Genomic DNA, 14,387 nt, shown 5'->3' with positions numbered 1-14,387 from the left:
TTTCGTCATGCAAATCACCTAATGGGTCGAAGCCGACGAGGATTTTCGATGCGTTACGCTATCTATTTCACCCCGGGTCAGGACGATCCGCTTGCGCGAACCGCCGCGAGCTGGCTTGGCCGCGACCCCTTCATGGGCACCGTCCCACAGGCGCCAGCAGTCACTGCGCTGTCGCCTGCCGAGATCGCCTATCACACGGCGAGCGCGCGCCGCTACGGCTTCCATGCGACGCTGAAGGCTCCCTTCGTGCTGGCCGAGGGAAAGACCGAAGCCGAGCTCGACGCGGCGCTGGCATCGTTTTCGGCCGCCGCCGAACCGGTCGGCCTGGCAGGACTGGCGCCCGCCCGGCTTGATGGCTTCCTGGCGCTGGTGCCGGCCGCGCCTTCGCCCGAGCTCGATCGTTTCGCCGGCGAAATCGTCAAGCAATTCGAAGCGTTCCGCGCGCCCCTGTCGGAGGCAGACATTCGCCGCCGCAATCCCGACAAGCTGTCGCAGGACGAGTTCCGCAACCTCTGCCAGTGGGGCTACCCTTACGTTTTCCAGTCCTTCCGCTTCCACATGACGCTTACCGGCCGCGTCGCCGACCCCGACCTGCCGCGCGTGCGCGCTGCCATCGACGAGGTCTTCGCCCCGGCGCTCGCCAAACCCATATCGCTCGACGGCCTCGCGCTGTTCGTCGAGCCGGAGCCCGGCGCGCCCTTCGTGGTGAAATCCTGGCACCGGCTCGGCCGCCGACTCGAAAGAAAGACCGCCTGAATGAACGAAACGGTACTCACCAACGCCAGGATCGTGCTCGCCGACGAAGTCGTGACGGGCTCGCTGGTCATGCGCGACGGCAAGATCGCCGAGGTCGCCAGCAACAACGCGCGCACCGGCGAGGACATGGAAGGCGACTACGTCATTCCGGGTCTCGTCGAACTGCACACCGATCATCTCGAGGGCCACTACGCGCCGCGCCCGAAAGTGCGCTGGAACCCGGTCGCCTCGGTGCTCGCGCATGACGCCCAGGTGGCGACGGCCGGCATCACCACCGTGTTCGACGCGCTGCGCGTCGGCATGGACTACGACGCCGACCTGACCATCGAGGACATGCGCAAGCTCGCCGGCGCGATCGAGGAGAGCGTCGCGCGCGACCGGCTGCGCGCCGACCACTTCATCCACCTGCGCTGCGAGGTCTCGGCGTCCGACTGCGTCGAGGCCTTCAACCAGTTCGACGGTGACGCCCGGGTCAAGCTGGCCTCGCTGATGGACCATGCGCCCGGGCAGCGCCAGTTCGCCAGGCTCGAGGCCTACGCGCTCTACTACCAGGGCAAGCTGAAGCTGTCGGACGAGGCCTTCCGCGACTATTGCGAGAAGCGCATGGCGCAGTCGGCGAAGAATTCCGGCCCCAACCGCATCGCCATTTCGCAAGCCTGCCGCGAGCGCGGCATCGTGCTGGCCAGCCACGACGACGCCACCATCGCGCATGTCGATGAGGCCATCGAACAGGGCATCCGCGTCGCCGAGTTCCCGACCACCGAGGAGGCGGCGCGTGCCTCCAAGGATGCCGGCCTCGGCGTGCTGATGGGCGCCCCCAACGTCATGCGCGGCGGCTCCCACTCGGGCAATGTCTCGGCCCGCACGCTGGCGGCCGGCGGCATGCTCGACATATTGTCGTCCGACTACATCCCCTTCAGCCTCATCCAGTCGGCCTTCTTCCTTGGTGAGGCCGTCGAGGCAATCTCGCTGCCGCAGGCCGTCGCCATGGTGTCGAAAAACCCCGCCGAGGCCGTCGGGCTCGACGACCGCGGCGTCATCGAGGCCGGCCGCCGCGCCGACCTTGTCCGGGTCCGCGTCGACGACCACATCCCGGTCGTGCGCACCGTCTGGCGCCAGGGACGCCGCGTGGCATGATGGCGTCCGCAATGCTCGAGCGGGAGCAGTCCCGCGCCCTGCCGATCCGCAACGGCGCCTTCGTCGCCGTGGTCGGCCCGAGCGGTGCCGGCAAGGACACGCTGATCGCGCATGCGCGCGCAGCGCTTGCCGGCGAGCCGCAGATCGACTTCGTGCGCCGCGTCATCACGCGGCCCTGCGACGGCCAGACCGAGGAGCACGACAGCCTATCCGACGCCGCCTTCGCCAAGGCGCTGGCCGAAGGCGCCTTCGCGCTCTCCTGGGAGGCGCATGGGCTCTGCTACGGCCTGCCGGCCGAGATCGACCTGGCGCTGGACAACGGCCATGTCGCCGTCGCCAACCTGTCGCGCGGCGCCCTGCCGGCGCTGCGCGAACGCTACGCCAACGTCGCCGTCGTCGAGGTCACCGCCGACCCCGAGATTCTCGCCGCCCGGCTTGCCGGCCGTGGCCGGGAGTCCCGCGAAGAGGTGCTGGCGCGGCTGGCCCGTACGATTTCCTGCGAAACGACCGGCAGCGCCATCGCGCTCGACAACAGCGGCGCGCCCGAAATCGCCGGCGACAAGCTTGTCGGCATCATCCGCAAGGCGATGGCCTTTGCCGACATTTCAGGCACCGTCTGAATCCTGCCAGGCGGTTTCGCAAAATTCCCATGCCACAGTGCCCGCCTTTCGCTATTGTGAATTGTCGGAACACATTCGGAGGCGGCGATGACAGGCACCCGGGACGAACAGATCCGCAAGCGCGCACATGCGATCTGGGAAGCGGAAGGACGGCCGAGCGGCTCGCATGACAGGCACTGGCAGCAGGCCGAGCGCGAAATAGACATGGCCGGCAGCAAGGCGGCGAAGCCCGCGAAGGCGGCGGCCAAACCGAAAGCCGCGGCCAAGCCCAAGGCGGCCGCCAAACCCAAGGCTGCGGCCAAGCCAAAAGCAGCCAAGGCGCCCACGAAGGCCAAGAAGTAGCCGGGAGCCCGCGCGAAACGGGCGGCGTTGCCGGAGGTCAGACCGCCGGCGCGATCCTGAGAACGTGGTTGTCCCAGACGCGGTCGTCGTCCTGCGATGCCGTGCCGTCCGGCTCGACCACGGCGCCCGTGCCGGTGGTCGCCATGAAGCCGGCATGGTCGGGCGCCAGGCCGCAGACCTCCGTCAGCGCCGTTGCCGACACCACGGCGCCGCTTGCCGCGTCCATCACCACCAGGCAATTGCCCTGCGGCGAGGTGACCGCCACCGTGCCGGCCTGCCGGTTGGCCGCCACCGATCCGACATAGTTGCGGAAGCCAGACAGCACTTTCTCCGGCATCTCGACGAGCTGCAGCTCCTTGCCGCGCACGGCGCGCCCGACCAGCGCAGGCCGCTCGCTCGCCGGACCCTCGTTCTGGCAGCCGAACCAAACCGTGCCCGCGGCGTCGATGTCCATGTGGCGGATTGACAGCTTGTGCAGCTCGGCCGGCAGTTCATGCTTCTCGATCAGCTCGCCCGTCGTGCGGTCGGCCAGCACGAAGGACGGCTTCATGGTCGGGATGTTGAGCTTGGCGCGGCCGAAGTCCGGATGCGTCTCGATGCCGCCATTGGCGATCGCGATGGTGCGGCCATCATCGAGCAGCAGCAATTCGTGCGGGCCCACGCCATGCGTCGGAAACTCGCCGATCCGCTCGAAATTCGCCCGCGCATCATAGATGCCGACCATGCCGGCGGCGTTCTCGAAATCGTTCTCCGTCGCGTAGAGCAGTGCCCCGTCCGGCGAGAACACGCCGTGGCCGAAGAAGTGGCGGCCGGCGACGCTCTGGATGGTCCGCGGCGCAGCCCTGCCCTTCGGGTCGAACACCACCGCGAAGGTCCCCGGCTGGCGCGCGAAGGCGACCGAGCGGCCGGATACCGGATCGAAGGTGATGTCGTGGCCGCGGTCGGGCAGCTCGACCGTATGCAGGATCCTGCCGGCTTCCGACAGGATCGCCACGCCATAGGCGCCGCTGCGCTGCTGGTAGGCGGTGGCGAAGACGGCGTCCGCGTCAAGCGTCGCGGCAAGCGCCCTCGGCGCCAGCGCCGAAAGGAAGGTAACGCCAGCTGCCCTGAGAAAATCCCGGCGGTCGATCAGCGGCGACTTCATGGTCAGTCGCCGTCGAGCGAGGAGAAGCCGGCGGTCAGTCCGAGTACGCCCGAAAGGCTGGTGCCAAAAATCTCCGACAGGCTGGAGGTGACGAGGCCGAGATAGACGAGCTTGTCACGCCGCGCCGGATCGGCCAGCACATCCGCGACAGGTCCATTGGCTGCAGCCGCGGCACTCGCCGCATTGCCGAACTCGAACCTCGCCGAATTGCCGATCCAGCGGGCGTCGTCGCGCACGGCCTCGCCAAGCCGCGATGCTTCGAACAGCTCTGCCATGCCGGCAAGGTTCTCGGCAACCGCATCGATCGTCTTGCCGGAGCGCCAGAACAGTGCCTGCCTGGGCTTGTCCTTTTCGGGGGTCTCGCCGAGGAAGCCGTCCAGCCGCACGTCGCGGACGAGCTCGAAGCCGGTGACGAAGACGTCCATCAGTTCGGTCACCGCCTCGGTGCCGTCGCGGTAAAGCGGGTCGTCGGGTCCGGGGTTGGCCCATTGCCTGGCAAAGCCGTCCGGCTCGGCCCATTCTGTCTCGACCTCGCCGGCGATGGCGTCGAGATTTCCGGCTATTGCCGCAGCGAAGGCGCAGCGGTAGTCCTCGTCCGCCTCGGCCAGCCCTTCCGAGCCGGTGCCGAACAGCACGAACTCCAGCGCCCCCAGCCCCTGCATCGCGACGCTCTTCTTCGCCAGGCTGTCGGCATCCGTCGCCGTCGCGTCTTCCGCCACGAGCGCTGCCTGCACCTGCTTCAGGCCGGTGCTCTTGCGATCCGGCCAGAACAGCACGCGCTCCAGTCGGTTGTCCTCGCTCACCGGTCCGAAGCGGATAATCTCGATCCTCGACCAGGCGTCGACCGTCTTGCCGAATGATTGTCGCGCCGCGTCGAGCGCCTGCTGCGACGGCGCGGCGCAGAGCGCCTGTTCGGCCTCGACGAGTTCGCCTGTCGCCTGATGGAAGGCGGCATAGCCCGGCCGGATGAAACCGTCGATCGCGCCGGTGATGATGCCCGTCGCCTTCTCGTTGGCGAGAGCCGGCGAGACAAAAGCGGAAGCGAGCGCGAGCATCAGTGAGCCGGCGAGGTGAATGCGCATCAGAGCGACTCCAGGAATTTTATCAGTGCGGCGCGCTCGGCAGCCGTTGCCGCGGCATAGCCGTCGCGGGAGGCGGCGGATTCGCCGCCATGCCACAGGATCGCCTCGTCGAGATTGCGGGCGCGCCCGTCATGCAGGAAGAAGGTGTGGCCGTTGACCCGCTTGGTAAGTCCGATGCCCCAGAGCGGCGGCGTGCGCCATTCCGTGCCCGTCGCGTCACCCACCTGCTGGCCATCGGCGAGGCCCTCGCCCATGTCGTGCAGCAGGAAATCGGAATAGGGCCAGATCAGCTGGAAGGCCTGCGCCTTGTTGGGCGCGTCGCGCCGGGTGACGAATTTCGGCGTGTGGCAGGAGGCACAGCCGAGATCGTAGAACAGCTTCTTGCCCTTGAGCACCGCCGGGTCCTCGACCTTGCGGCGGGCCGGTACGGCGAGATTCTGCGAATAGAAGGTGACGAGGTCGAGAACCGGGTCGGGTGCTTCCGTGTCGCCCAGCCGCTCCTGCACGCCGATCGGCATGGCAAGGCATGCGGCCTGCGTCTCGGTGCAGTCGCCATGCGCGCGCTTGATGTCGGGATTGGAGATGCCCAGATCGCCGACGAAGGCCTCGGCCGACTGTTCGCGGATCGTCGGGCGCGATGCCTTCCAGCCGAACCGGCCGAGCGTCAGCTCGCCGCTCCTGCCGTCACGCACGATGGCGGCCTTGCCCGATATGCCGTCGCCGTCGCGGTCGTCGGGATCGGCATTGGCGAGAATGTCGGCCGGGTGGATCTGCTCGACAAGGCCGAGCCCGATCATCTGCGGCGTCACGCGCGGCGACAGCGTGGTCGTGGGTCCGAGCGGTCCGTAGCCGGGGTTCTCGACGCTGTAGCTCGGCTTGCGCAGCGAAACCGTGCTGCCGTCGCCCAGCATCACCGGCACCTCGCTGTAGGAGATCGCCATCCTGCCTTCGCCGGCGAGACCCGGAACAGCGAGGTCCTGCAGCTGCCCGCCATAGACCGGGTCGGGAAAATTCAGCACCCTGTGCTCGGCGATCGCCGCCTTCTCCTCGGCGGTCTCGGCCTCGCGCGCCAGGCGCAGGAACATCGAGGTCGCGTCGGGATTGGCCTCGGGCGGATGGCCGCGGCCGTCCTTCAGGTGGCAGCTCTGGCAGGCGCGCGCGTTGAACAGCGGCCCGAGCCCGTCCGAGGCCTGCGTCGAGGAGGGCGAGGAGACCCAGAGCTTTCGGAACAGCCCGTTGCCGAGTTTGAACGTGCCTTCTTCCTCGAAGGTCAGGTTGGCCGAGGAATGCGAGAAGGCGTCCTGGTTGATGCGCTTGCGGGAGGTGCCGGCGCCCCCCTGCATCAGCTCGAAAGGCTCCGCCTTCGAGAAGTCGGTTGTCGGCGCGGTGATGGCCGTGACGCGGGCAAGGTCCTCGGGCGTCAGGTCCTGGCGCACCGTCTGCAGCCCGGCGGGCACGTCGCCGGCGACGGCCGCCACCCCCGGCATGGCGATGAAAGCTGCAAGGACCAGCGATTGGACGCGCAGGATCGAGGCCGGCCAGGCGGGCCGGACTCCGGGCACTGGCGCGCGGCGCGAAGAGGTCAGGTCGTGCCGCACGCTCTCATGTCCTAGTCGGCCTCGTCGGCCGAGACGGCGTTGAGCTGGCCGTACTTGGCTTCGCCGATCGTGTTCAGCAGTTCGAGCTGCGTCTCGAGGAAGTCGATATGGCCTTCCTCGTCCTTCAGCAGTTCCTCGAAGAGCTTCATCGTCACGTAGTCGCCCGCCTCGTTACACATCTCGCGCGACTTCTTGTAGGAGGTGCGCGCGTCGTACTCGCCTGCCAGGTCGGACTCGAGCACTTCCTTGACGTTCTGGCCGATGCGCAGCGGCGCCAGGGACTGCAGGTTCGGGTGACCTTCCAGGAAGATGATCCGTTCGATGATCCGGTCGGCGTGGTGCATCTCCTCGATGGATTCCTCGCGCTCCTTCTTGGCGAGCTTCTTGAAGCCCCAGTCGTCGAGCAGCCGGTAGTGCAGCCAGTACTGGTTGACGGCGCCAAGCTCCAGGAACAGAGCCTCGTTAAGCCGCTCTATGATCTGCTTTTCGCCCTTCATGGCCCTTGCTCCCAAATTGGCCGCGCAATCCTCGCACGCGGTCCAGGTGTGAAACGATATCCACCCCGTTCACCTCTGATCGGGAATGGTAGTTCTCGGTAACTCTTATGATCGTTTCCACCACATTCGGAAAGCAGCCGCAACAGCGCCCGCGCTTCTGCAGCGTGTGATACACCTTGGCCGGAACGATCAGGTTCCAGGGATCCTGATCGAGCAGCTGGATGATCGTGTCCTCGATCTCCCTTTCCGTGATCAGGTTGCAGTGACAGACAAGCATGGCACGCTCTGGGAAGTGGCTGGCGGCACGCTCGTCGCGCGCCGCCTGGCTAAAATCTAGGTGTTCTGACGGCTCACTGGAAGACCTTGTCCGGCGAGTCGAGACTGTCGGATCCCTCGAAGGCGATGCTGCCGAGCTTCAGGGCCGCGACAGCGCGCTCGATCGAGCGGGTCTGGTCGACAAGCCCGTCGATGGCGGCCTGCACCGCCGCATTGCCCTCGGCATTGCCTTCGCCGATCTGCTGGTCGTAGGCCTCGCCGCCTTCGGCGCGCCTGGCCATCGCCTCCATGGCGGCAACCGTGGTGTCGAGCTTGGCCGAAAGTTCCGCGTCGATCGCTGCGTCCGTCTCCTTCACCAGGTCGGCGACCGAGGGGCCTTCGACCTTGGTGCCGTCAACCCGCGTGTAGCTGCCATGATAGACGTTGCGGATGCCGAGCGCGTCGTTGAGGTGCGAGTTGTGCGTGTTGTCGGAGAAGCAGTCGTGCTCTTCCTCCGGATCGTGCAGCAGCAGGCCGAGCTTCATGCGCTCGCCGGCCAGTTCGCCGTAGGACAGCGATCCCATGCCGGTCAGGATGACGCCGATGCCGGCATTGACGTCGCCCTCCAGCAGGCTCTTGCGCGCCTCGCCATCGGGTCCCCAGTTGGCGGCCATTTCCTCGAGGTCGGTGACCAGCAGGTCGCTCGCCGCCGAGAGATAGGCGGCGCGGCGGTCGCAATGGCCGCCGGTGCAGTTGGCGGTGTCGAAGTCGGTATGGGGCCGGTTGCCGGCGCCCGGGCCGGTGCCGTTCAGGTCCTGGCCCCAGAGCAGGAATTCGATGGCGTGGTAGCCGGTCGCCACATTGGCCTCGATGTCGCCGGCCTCCTGCAGCGTGCCGGAGAGGAATTCCGGCGTGATCTCGGTGGCGTCGACGGCTTCGCCGTTGATCTCGATCGAGGTGTTGGCGATCACGTTGGCCGTGTAGAGCGTGTTTTCGTCGGATTCGGTGCCGTAGCCGGCGTCGACATAGTCGATCAGCCCCTCGTCGAGCGGCCAGGCGTTCACCCGGCCTTCCCAGTCGTCGACGATCGGGTTGCCGAAACGATAGACCTCGGTCTGCTGGTAGGGGATGCGCGCCGCCTTCCAGGCGTCACGGGCGGCGGCCAGGGTTTCCTCGGAGGGATTGGCGATCAGCGCCTCGACCGCGGCGTCGAGCGCCTTGGCCGTGGAGAGCGAATCCTCGTACTTGGCCTTGGCGATTTCGGCATAGGTCTCCAGCACCGCCTTCGGATCTGTCTCGGCGCGTGCCGGCAAGGCAAACGCCGCGGCGGTCAGCAGGGCGGCCGCGGCAAGTGCTGCCAGCCTGCCCTGCCCTTTCCCGGTGGTTCTGATCATCTGTCTCTCCTCAATAGGTGTTTCGGCGCCCAGGCTCGCGGCCGATCGGGCGCGCTCGCCCGTCAGGCGTCCGGCCATGCACGAAATCGGGATCGTTGCTGAAGGGGCCGCGCCACCGCGCGGCTTGAAACGGACAGCCACCAAATCCTCCAATCGAACGGGTTCAAGGCCCGGACACCAAAGGCGAATGCTCGTCGGAGCACGGCTCCTAAACAGCATCTTGACCGTCATTGTCAACAATAACCGGGGTAGAAAAGTCATTTAGATCAACAGTTTAGAATTATTCTAAACTGGAACAGTCATGTTTTAGCCCGCCAGGCCGCAGGCTTCGCCCCGGCTGGCCGCTTGACAGGGCGGCGTTCCGGGTGCGACCCGGATGACGCCCTTCGCGCCGCCGCCAGCCATGCGCCCGGCCGGCGGCGATGGCAGCACAGGGGCCGGAGCGATCGGACTGGCATGAAGAACGGCGTCGTCATCATCGGAACGGGGCATGCGGGGGTGCAGGCCGCGGCCAGCCTGCGCGAGGAAGGCTTTTCCGGGCGCATCGCGCTGATCGGCAACGAGGGCGACCTGCCCTACCACAAGCCGCCGCTGTCCAAGACCTTCATCAAGGACCCGGACGCAAAGCCGCAGATCCTGCGCGCCGAGGCCTTCTACAGCGGTGCGGCCATCGAACTGATCACCGGCGAGACGGTCGCGGCCATTGACCCCGCCGCCAGCCGGGTGCGGCTCCTGAACGGCACCACCATTCCCTTCGGCCATGCCATCATCGCCACCGGCGCGCGGCCGCGGCCGCTCTCCATCGAGGGCGGGCCGCTCGGCGGCGTGCTGTCGCTGCGCTCGCTTGCCGATGCGCGCGCCATCCGCGAGCGCGCCGCCGGCGCCGAGGACGTCGTCGTGATGGGCGGCGGCTTCATCGGGCTGGAGATTGCCGCCACGCTTGCCGCCGGCGGCCGCCGCGTCACCGTGATCGAGGCGCAGGACCGGCTCTTGGCCCGCGCCGTCGCGCCCGTCGTCGCCGCGCATGTCGCGCGCCGGCTCGAAGCCTCGGGCGTGCGCATCCTGACCGCCACCACCATCGCCCGGCTCGAAGGCCAGGCCGGCGACATTGCCGCCGTCGAGACGTCGGCCGGCGAGCGCATCGCGGCAAGGCTGCTCATCGTCGGAATCGGCGTGGTGCCCAACAGCAGGATCGCCGAGGAGGCCGGGCTTGCCGTCGGCAACGGCATCGCCGTCGACCAGCAACTGCGCACCGGCGCCCAAAACATCCTCGCCATCGGCGACGTGGCGGAATTCCGCCACTGGCAGACCAGGGCCGATGTGCGCCTGGAATCGGTGCAGAACGCCACCGACCACGCCAAGCTCGCCGCGCGCACCGTCACCGGCCATGCCGAGCCCTATCGCGCCGTGCCCTGGTTCTGGTCGGACATCGGCGACATGAAGCTGCAGATGGTCGGGCTCACCGCCGGCAGCGACAGCCAGCTCGTCACCGGCGAACCGGAAGACAACCGCTTTTCGGTGTTCCACTACCGCGAAGGCCGGCTTGCCGGCATCGAGACCGTCAACCGGCCGGCCGACCACATGCTCGGGCGCAAGATGATGGCCGCACGCTTTTCGCCGGACGCTTCCATTGCTGCCGGCGGCGGCGAGGCGCTGAAAGCCGCCTTCGCCGCCTGGCAGCAGGCCCGGGCCTGACGCGGCAAATCGCGCGCCGCCTTTGTCCGCTTGTCGTTGAGGGTGCTGCCTGCTAAAGCGCCGGACCATGAGCACACCGATTTCCCACATCCGCAATTTCTCCATCGTCGCCCATATCGACCACGGCAAGTCGACGCTGGCCGACCGGCTGATCCAGCTGACCGGCGGGCTGGAGCTGCGCGACATGAAGGAGCAGGTTCTCGACTCGATGGACATCGAGCGAGAACGCGGCATCACCATCAAGGCGCAGACCGTGCGCCTGAAGTACCACGCCGCCGACGGCGAAGATTACATCCTCAACCTGATCGACACGCCCGGCCATGTCGACTTCGCCTACGAGGTGTCGCGTTCGCTCGCCGCCTGCGAGGGTTCGCTGCTGGTCGTCGATGCCTCGCAGGGCGTCGAGGCGCAGACGCTCGCCAATGTCTACCAGGCCATCGACAAGAACCACGAGATCGTCGTGGTGCTGAACAAGGTCGACCTGCCGGCCGCAGAGCCCGAGCGCATCCGCGAGCAGGTCGAGGAAGTCATCGGCATCGACGCCTCCAACGCCGTGCTGATCTCGGCAAAGACCGGCCTCGGCATCCCCGACGTGCTCGAGGCGATCGTCAAGGACCTGCCGCCGCCGCATGAGGGCGACGCCACCGCACCGCTGAAGGCCATGCTGGTCGACAGCTGGTACGACACCTATCTCGGCGTCATCGTGCTGGTGCGCATCATCGACGGCGTGCTCAAGAAGGGCCAGACCATCCGCATGATGGGCACCGGCGCAAAGTACCTCGTCGAGCGCACCGGCGTCTTCACGCCCGCCAAGGTCAATGTCGCCGAGCTCGGCCCCGGCGAGTTCGGCTTCTTCACAGGCTCGATCAAGGAAGTGGCCGACACGCGCGTCGGCGACACCATCACCGAGGACAAGCGCCCCACCGTCAAGGCGCTGCCCGGCTTCAAGCCGGCCCAGCCGGTGGTCTTCTGCGGCCTGTTCCCGGTCGATGCCTCAGACTTCGAGGAGCTGCGCGCCGCGATGGGGAAGCTGCGCCTCAACGACGCCAGCTTTTCCTTCGAGATGGAAACCTCGGCAGCGCTGGGCTTCGGCTTCCGCTGCGGCTTCCTCGGCCTGCTGCACCTCGAGATCATCCAGGAGCGGCTCGAGCGCGAGTTCAACCTCGACCTCATCGCCACCGCGCCCTCGGTCGTCTACAAGCTGAACCTCTCGGACGGCACGCAGAAGGAGCTGCACAACCCGGCCGACATGCCCGACGTGATGAAGATTTCTTCCATCGAGGAGCCGTGGATCCGCGCCACCATCCTCACCCCCGACGACTATCTCGGCGCCATCCTGAAGCTCTGCCAGGACCGCCGCGGCGTGCAGGCCGACCTCTCCTATGTCGGCAAGCGCGCCATGCTGGTCTACGACCTGCCGCTCAACGAGGTGGTGTTCGATTTCTACGACCGGCTGAAGTCGATCTCAAAGGGCTATGCCTCCTTCGACTACGCGCTGACCGACTACCGCGAAGGCGACCTGGTGAAGATGTCGATCCTGGTCAACGAGGAACCGGTCGACGCGCTGTCGATGCTGGTTCACCGCACGGCCGCCGAAAAGCGCGGCCGCGTGATGTGCGAGAAGCTCAAGGAGCTGATCCCCAACCACCTGTTCAAGATCCCGATCCAGGCCGCCATCGGCGGCAAGGTGATCGCCCGCGAGACCATTTCGGCGCTGCGCAAGGACGTCACGGCAAAATGCTACGGCGGCGACGTCTCGCGCAAGCGCAAGCTCCTCGACAAGCAGAAAGAGGGCAAGAAGCGCATGCGCCAGTTCGGCAAGGTCGACATCCCGCAGGAAGCCTTCATTCAAGCGCTTAAGATGGGGGATTGAGAAGCCGGTCCGCGCCAAGCGTCAGCGCGGCGCGGAGCCATCGACCCGGTGGGTCGATGTCAGGCTTCGAAAGGGTGGGAGCTGCCGGAGGCAGCGGGTCCCACCCCAGCGCGGCGCTGAAGCTGCAGGGTGGCGACTAGCCGCCGGAGCTCGACGCTGCTGATCTCCCCCCTTGAGGGGGAGATGTCCGGCAGGACAGAGGGGGGTACTGTCCCTCCGGCCTCAGCGAAATTGGTTTGTCGATTGCAGTCCGGTCCCACCCCAGCGCGGCGCTGAGGCCGCACGCTGGCGACTAGCCACCACCCCTACCTCTCAAACCGCATCACCCAGTTCTTCTCCCAACTCACCCCGCCATCCGTCGAAAACGCCTGCTCCCATACGGGACGCTCGCCCGCCGTCCAGACAAACCGCACCCGCACCGGCTGGCCGCCTTCCACATCGTCGCCGAAGAACTCGCCGCTGGAGCCAGCGAACCGCCCGACCATCGGCGGAAACAGCCGGTGGCTCTTCGTGTCCGACCAGTAGATCGACCACAGCCCGGTCGCCGGATCGTAGAGCCGAAGCGTCATCCCGGTGAAGCCGCGCTCCGGCACGAACATCTGGTCGAGATTGCCGCCGAACACCCCGTCGGGCGAGCGCATCACCTTCTCCACCCGCGAGGTGGCGTCGAAGAACTCCCAGTCCGTCGAGCCGACAAGCCGCGCCGTCAGGCGCTCGTTGCGGATCGTCCATTCGCCTTCCAGAAAATCGAAATCGTCAAACCCGGCCATGCATCCCTCCACTGCGCGCGCATGCATAGCAGAGCCCTCCTGACAGGACTGGCAGGAGGGTGGGGGCGTGCTTCGTCATAGGGGAACGATTCTTCTTGGCGGCAGGATCCCCCTTGCCCTCCCCCAAATCCCGGCGCAAATATAGCGCATGATCCGCTTCGCCCTCATCCTCCTCGCCCTCCTCATCGCCGCCCCGGCGCAGGCCGACCAGATGGCGTTCTTCATGAAGAACGAGGCGCCGCTCGGCGTCGTCGTGGAACTCTCGAGCACGGACCGCAACACGGTGTGGCCGGGCGACGACCAGGTCTATTTCCTGGAAAAGGGCGAGAAGAAGTCCGTGCCCATCAAGTGCCAGGCCGGCGAGAACATCTGCTACGGCGCCTGGCTGAACGGCGACGCCGGCACCTTCTGGGGCGTCGGCCCAGACCGCGACCAGCTCTGCGAGGATTGCTGCACGATCTGCGTCGAGAAGGCGACGACGACCATCGTCATCGGACGGTAAGGCGGGCGCCTCCGCCGCGCTGCTGTCTTGCCGGCTCCCGCCATGACCGATGGGTCCGGGCTCGCGTGGTCGCCGGCGATTGGCCGCGAATCTTTCGACGTCGTCATCCTCGGGCCTGGCCCCGACCGCCCATGCCGTGACGAGTTCCCCGGCGCGCCGCGCGAAAAAAGCCCGGCTTTCCCCGCCGGGCAGCGCGCGCTAAGGGTAGCGCGAATGATCCGCCCCCTGTCCCTGATTCTCATCCTTGTCCTGTGCGCCTGCGCTTCGCCGCGCGCGCCTGTGCCCGCGGCGTCAGACGAGGGGGCCGAACTGCCCGACCCGCGCATCCGGCCGCTCTCGACCGAGATGGAAGAGCTGGCGAAGTAAGCAGCGTCACCGCAGTGGGCGCCGGCCTCCGCCGTCGATACGGCCAGGCGTTGTCCGTCAGGAAGCGCGCCGGTCAGACCTTGCTGGCGAACCAGACGGTCGGCGCGCCGGTCACGCCGGCCTCCTGCATCTTGCTGCGCAGGTCGGCGCTGCTGACCATCGCCCGCGCTTCCTCCGCCGTCGCGAATTCATGCGTTACGGTGACGTCGTTGGGGTCGTCAATCGAACGGTAGACGGCCTGCGCCTTTACGCCCATCTCGGTCTGAACCGGGCCGTAGGCATCATAGGCTTTGCGCCAGGCGGCATAGTCGGCGACCGTGTGGCGGACAAACAGCGTTATCATGGCAGATCCTCCC

General features: G+C 67.1%; 16 protein-coding genes. 8 read left to right on the top strand and 8 right to left on the bottom strand.

Features of this window, described 5'->3' with window-relative positions; genetic code table 11:
• The first annotated feature begins 48 nt into the window (after window positions 1-48).
• From ACT2BZ_RS08930 to ACT2BZ_RS08915, 4 genes are all read left to right on the top strand, one after another.
• Window positions 49-756 (top strand): DUF1045 domain-containing protein, encoded by a 708-nt coding sequence (locus tag ACT2BZ_RS08930; RefSeq protein WP_457940547.1) that lies wholly within the window; start codon window positions 49-51, stop codon window positions 754-756.
• Entirely contained in the window at window positions 757-1,893 is a 1,137-nt protein-coding gene (locus ACT2BZ_RS08925) for an alpha-D-ribose 1-methylphosphonate 5-triphosphate diphosphatase (RefSeq protein ID WP_457940546.1), read from the top strand.
• The gene (gene phnN, locus ACT2BZ_RS08920; RefSeq protein ID WP_457940545.1) at window positions 1,890-2,513 is read left to right on the top strand and encodes a phosphonate metabolism protein/1,5-bisphosphokinase (PRPP-forming) PhnN; all 624 of its coding nucleotides are present in this window, start codon (window positions 1,890-1,892) and stop codon (window positions 2,511-2,513) included. Before ACT2BZ_RS08925 ends, phnN begins: the two co-directional genes overlap by 4 nt.
• An 87-nt stretch (window positions 2,514-2,600) precedes the next feature.
• Window positions 2,601-2,855: a DUF2934 domain-containing protein gene (locus tag ACT2BZ_RS08915; RefSeq protein WP_457940544.1), complete on the top strand. Its 255-nt coding sequence runs from the start codon at window positions 2,601-2,603 to the stop codon at window positions 2,853-2,855.
• Between the two features lie 37 nt (window positions 2,856-2,892).
• Here ACT2BZ_RS08915 and ACT2BZ_RS08910 read toward each other — a convergent pair whose 3' ends face one another.
• From ACT2BZ_RS08910 to ACT2BZ_RS08885, 6 genes are all read right to left on the bottom strand, one after another.
• A complete protein-coding gene (locus tag ACT2BZ_RS08910) occupies window positions 2,893-3,999 on the bottom strand; it encodes a DUF1513 domain-containing protein (protein WP_457940543.1) in 1,107 nt (368 codons plus the stop codon).
• Window positions 4,000-4,001: 2 nt separating this feature from the next.
• Window positions 4,002-5,081 (bottom strand): imelysin family protein, encoded by a 1,080-nt coding sequence (locus ACT2BZ_RS08905; RefSeq protein WP_457940542.1) that lies wholly within the window; start codon window positions 5,079-5,081, stop codon window positions 4,002-4,004.
• On the bottom strand, window positions 5,081-6,568 hold the full coding sequence (locus ACT2BZ_RS08900; RefSeq protein WP_457941258.1) for a di-heme oxidoreductase family protein: 1,488 nt from the start codon (window positions 6,566-6,568) through the stop codon (window positions 5,081-5,083). The genes ACT2BZ_RS08905 and ACT2BZ_RS08900 overlap by 1 nt, the downstream gene beginning before the upstream one ends.
• Before the next feature lie 122 nt (window positions 6,569-6,690).
• Complete coding sequence (bfr, locus tag ACT2BZ_RS08895) at window positions 6,691-7,176, bottom strand: bacterioferritin (protein ID WP_457940541.1); 486 nt, start codon at window positions 7,174-7,176, stop codon at window positions 6,691-6,693.
• A complete protein-coding gene (locus ACT2BZ_RS08890; protein ID WP_457940540.1) occupies window positions 7,142-7,453 on the bottom strand; it encodes a (2Fe-2S)-binding protein in 312 nt (103 codons plus the stop codon). Before ACT2BZ_RS08890 ends, bfr begins: the two co-directional genes overlap by 35 nt.
• A 73-nt stretch (window positions 7,454-7,526) precedes the next feature.
• Complete coding sequence (locus ACT2BZ_RS08885; RefSeq protein WP_457940539.1) at window positions 7,527-8,825, bottom strand: imelysin family protein; 1,299 nt, start codon at window positions 8,823-8,825, stop codon at window positions 7,527-7,529.
• 456 nt (window positions 8,826-9,281) lie between these two features.
• Here ACT2BZ_RS08885 and ACT2BZ_RS08880 point away from each other — a divergent pair, with 456 nt between their 5' ends.
• Both ACT2BZ_RS08880 and lepA read left to right on the top strand, forming a co-directional pair.
• Entirely contained in the window at window positions 9,282-10,520 is a 1,239-nt protein-coding gene (locus ACT2BZ_RS08880) for an NAD(P)/FAD-dependent oxidoreductase (protein WP_457940538.1), read from the top strand.
• A 67-nt stretch (window positions 10,521-10,587) separates the two neighbouring features.
• Complete coding sequence (gene lepA, locus ACT2BZ_RS08875; protein ID WP_457940536.1) at window positions 10,588-12,393, top strand: translation elongation factor 4; 1,806 nt, start codon at window positions 10,588-10,590, stop codon at window positions 12,391-12,393.
• A gap of 305 nt (window positions 12,394-12,698) precedes the next feature.
• On the opposite strand, the gene ACT2BZ_RS08870 is transcribed toward lepA, so the two are convergent.
• Window positions 12,699-13,163: a hypothetical protein gene (locus ACT2BZ_RS08870; RefSeq protein WP_457940535.1), complete on the bottom strand. Its 465-nt coding sequence runs from the start codon at window positions 13,161-13,163 to the stop codon at window positions 12,699-12,701.
• Window positions 13,164-13,311: 148 nt separating this feature from the next.
• Here ACT2BZ_RS08870 and ACT2BZ_RS08865 point away from each other — a divergent pair, with 148 nt between their 5' ends.
• Complete coding sequence (locus ACT2BZ_RS08865; RefSeq protein ID WP_457940533.1) at window positions 13,312-13,665, top strand: hypothetical protein; 354 nt, start codon at window positions 13,312-13,314, stop codon at window positions 13,663-13,665.
• Between the two features lie 42 nt (window positions 13,666-13,707).
• Entirely contained in the window at window positions 13,708-14,031 is a 324-nt protein-coding gene (locus tag ACT2BZ_RS08860) for a hypothetical protein (RefSeq protein WP_457940532.1), read from the top strand.
• Between the two features lie 73 nt (window positions 14,032-14,104).
• Here the strand turns inward: ACT2BZ_RS08860 and ACT2BZ_RS08855 are convergent, their stop codons facing one another.
• Window positions 14,105-14,374: a cyclase gene (locus ACT2BZ_RS08855; RefSeq protein ID WP_457940531.1), complete on the bottom strand. Its 270-nt coding sequence runs from the start codon at window positions 14,372-14,374 to the stop codon at window positions 14,105-14,107.
• Window positions 14,375-14,387: the final 13 nt, after the last annotated feature.

The organism is Mesorhizobium sp. 10J20-29, assembly GCF_054130485.1.
The sequence above is the reverse complement of the archived record's forward strand: the minus strand, read 5'-3'. Positions and strand labels throughout refer to the sequence as shown.